The 2,561-nt window shown below is 45.9% G+C and carries 3 protein-coding genes; 2 read left to right on the top strand and 1 reads right to left on the bottom strand.

What is annotated here, in order from left to right; translation table 11 throughout:
* Positions 1–343, top strand: a 343-nt coding sequence (locus HMPREF3050_RS14600) for a hypothetical protein (protein WP_168166259.1), incomplete at its 5' end; no start/stop codon positions are given.
* Positions 344–386: 43 nt separating this feature from the next.
* Positions 387–1,253 carry a dTDP-4-dehydrorhamnose reductase gene (gene rfbD / locus HMPREF3050_RS05320; protein WP_070773867.1) on the top strand — a complete coding sequence of 289 codons (867 nt, stop codon included), beginning with the start codon at positions 387–389 and terminating at the stop codon, positions 1,251–1,253.
* Positions 1,254–1,401: 148 nt separating this feature from the next.
* Here the strand turns inward: rfbD and HMPREF3050_RS05315 are convergent, their stop codons facing one another.
* Complete coding sequence (locus HMPREF3050_RS05315; protein ID WP_070773864.1) at positions 1,402–2,196, bottom strand: Cof-type HAD-IIB family hydrolase; 795 nt, start codon at positions 2,194–2,196, stop codon at positions 1,402–1,404.
* Positions 2,197–2,561 lie beyond the last annotated feature (365 nt).

Genomic DNA, 2,561 nt, shown 5'->3' with positions numbered 1-2,561 from the left:
GCCTTGTCCTGATTTAAATTTAATCCACTACATTATTCCTCTTGCAAAAATCAGCATGATTTCAGGTTTAAATCCGCTTTCCATCTTTTTCGGAAACAAGCGGGGTCGTCTGAAAATAGAAAATGGGAAGCATCTTCTGCTTTCGTTTCTACGCAGGGATGATGCAGTTAAGATGTCCCAGCCTGAATTTGCAAAAGGGTTATTTCACAAAATGGTCTTATTGGCGGGTCAAACATCTGCCCAACCGTCTTCCAATCTGTTTTGTCTTGAATGTACTGTTTCAGCGTTCCCGAATAATGAATTCGGACGCTTGCCCGAATCGTTCCAATTGCCGTCCTTTTAATCCGGCAATACTTTTTTAAAACTTTCAAACGAGGAGAAACCATATGCGAACCCTGTTAACCGGTTCAAAAGGACAATTGGCGCGTTGCTTTCGCGACCGCCTGCCTGAAAATTGGGAATTGATTGCCACAGATTCGACATCCTTGGATATTACAGATACCGAAGCCGTTCGCAATATGGTTCAAAACTTCCAACCCGACGCCATAGTCAATGCAGCGGCCTTTACCGCAGTCGATAAAGCAGAGGCCCATGTCAGTACCGCATTTGCCGTCAACGCCACCGCCGTCCACAACCTCGCCTCTGCCGCCCGCGCCTGCCAAGCCCGCTTTATCCATATCTCTACGGACTATGTGTTCGACGGCACAAACAAGACCCCATACAAAGAGCAAGACTATACCAACCCGCAAAGCGTGTATGGGCGCACTAAAGTCTCAGGCGAACTGCTCGCTTTGGCAGCCAATCCGGACAGCGTCATCATCCGTACCTCATGGCTATTCAGCGAATACGGCAACAACTTTGTTAAAACCATGATCAGACTAGCAGGAGAACGGGACAACCTCTCCATCGTTCACGACCAAACAGGCAGCCCGACCTACGCCGGCGACCTTGCCCAAGCCATCATTGCATTGCTACAGCAACCCGTCGCCCCACGGGGTATTTATCACTACGGCGGCAACAAATCGGTAACATGGTATGAATTTGCACAAGCCATTTTCCAAGCAGCGCAACAGCAAGCCCCTAATTTCAGAGTTCCGCAACTGAACGCCATCACGACCGACCAATACCCCCTACCCGCCCCGCGTCCTGCTTACAGCATTATGGACTGCCAAAAAATAGAAAACGAATGCGGCATCAAGGCATCCGATTGGCAAAAAGCGTTAAATGAAATCATCGGCAAGCTAGATAACTGACTAGCACCCTCTGCCGTATAAAACAAAAGACCGCAACAAACGAAGCGGTCTTTTGTTTTACTCAAAATATACCGGCAATCAAATGAAATATCATATCGCCACCATCAACACTTTCTCATAAGGTCGTCTGAAATTTCAGACGACCTATTCAGTCGATAACGCCCAATTCCTGTAATCCCCGCAACACCCCATCCTCGTCCACGCTCGGGCATACAAATTTTGCCATAGCCTTTGCCTCAGCTTCACCATTGCCCATTGCCACTCCAAATCCGACAGTAGACAACATTTCCAAGTCGTTGAAGCTGTCACCAAATGCCATAACATCCTTCATTTCAATCCCCAGTTTGCCTACGGCATGAGCAATTCCCCTTGCCTTAGAACCTTCAGAACGAAGCATATCCATGGCACATTCATGCCACCGAACCAATTTAAATCCGTGTTGTTGAATTTCATCTTCAATGGCGCGTTCTTGATTGGAGTCTGCAAAGATCAGCATTTGATACACTTTTGCCCGATGAAAATATTCTTTATCCACCAAAAAATCGGGAAAAATATGCGCCAATGCATCTTTAACAAACGATGAAGGGTTGGAAACCGCAATTTCATTGTTATTCACAAAGGCGTAATCAATATTTTTATTGTCCAACGACGCGCATATTTCCATCATATTCGCAGAATCCATCGGATATTCCTGCAATACTTCCCCATGAAACGACGTATATTGCCCATTAATGGTCACCAGCATATCGATTCCGCTTTCACGGATCAGCTCCTGCACTTTTTTCGGAATAGCCGCAGGAGGACGACCCGTTGCAATCGCGGTCAATATCCCTTTCTCTTTCAACGCCGCCATTGCTTTATAAACGGAAGGCCTCAGGGTATCGGTATATTTCCGATAGAGGGTGTCATCAATATCAAAGAAGATAATTTTCGGATTTTTCATAAGCAGGCAAACAAAAGTTTCATCATTTCAAAGTTCGGCTATTGTACCGTCAACCTAATCAAAAGAATATCTGCCTGATATATAGTGGATTAACTTTAAACCGGTACGGCGTTACCTCGCCTTAGCTCAAAGAGAACGATTCTCTAAGGTGCTGAAGCACCAAGTGAATCGGTTCCGTACTATCTGCACTGTATCTGCGGCTTCCGCCTTGTCCTGATTTAAAGTTAATCCACTATATCTAAATATTCATGACCACAAACAACCAGAGTTTTATCTTTTTCGGAGATACAAAAAAGACAAGCCCCTGAAAAATCAGGGGCTTGTCAGAATCTGGCACGCCCACGGGGAATCGAACCCCGGTTACC

This window comes from Neisseria sp. HMSC065D04, assembly GCF_001815675.1.
GTDB lineage: Bacteria > Pseudomonadota > Gammaproteobacteria > Burkholderiales > Neisseriaceae > Neisseria.
Note: the sequence above shows the minus strand (reverse complement) of the source record. Positions and strands in the feature narration are given on the sequence as shown.